Annotated in this window: 1 protein-coding gene; it reads right to left on the reverse strand. The window is 62.1% G+C overall.

The features are described from left to right. On the reverse strand, window positions 1-522 hold a 522-nt coding region (locus DY467_RS25440), incomplete at both ends, for a Mu transposase domain-containing protein (RefSeq protein ID WP_502706457.1).

Here is a 522-nt window from a genome sequence, read left to right on the forward strand (position 1 = left end):
ATGTTAGACGTGTAACGGGTGCAGGGGGCGGCGCATTCATCTTTTCCCTTGAGCACGTTTCCAGCGATCCTTCTAAAAGGAGACCATCAAAGCTGGGAGTTCGGCCGGCGTGCTCGAGGGCATGACTGGCGATCTGGATGCCCTTGTGGAAGATCTCGACGGTTCTGTCAGTGATCCGGACGTGGACCAGTTCCCGGATCAGCCGGCACGGCGTCGAATACCAATGGCCGTCGACCTCGGCGTACAGTTCGGCGCGGCTGGATCCGAAGCCGCGCATCCGGCGGCCATTGAGCTCGGCGACCAGCTCTCGGATGGCGGCATTGAGATCGGCCAGCGAGAAGAACCGGTGATTGCGATGCCGCGCCAGAATCCATCGCTGGGCGATTTGCACCGCGACCTCGACCTTCGCCTTGTCCTTCGGACGCCGCGGCCGGGCGGCAAGGATGGCAGTTCCGTAATGGCCGGCCATCTCGGCATAGATGCGGTTGAGACCGGGATCGTAGCGGTTGGGATAGCGATAGC

The sequence above is a fragment of the Rhodopseudomonas sp. BR0G17 genome, assembly GCF_010907025.1.
GTDB classification, from domain to species: domain Bacteria; phylum Pseudomonadota; class Alphaproteobacteria; order Rhizobiales; family Xanthobacteraceae; genus Rhodopseudomonas; species Rhodopseudomonas palustris_H.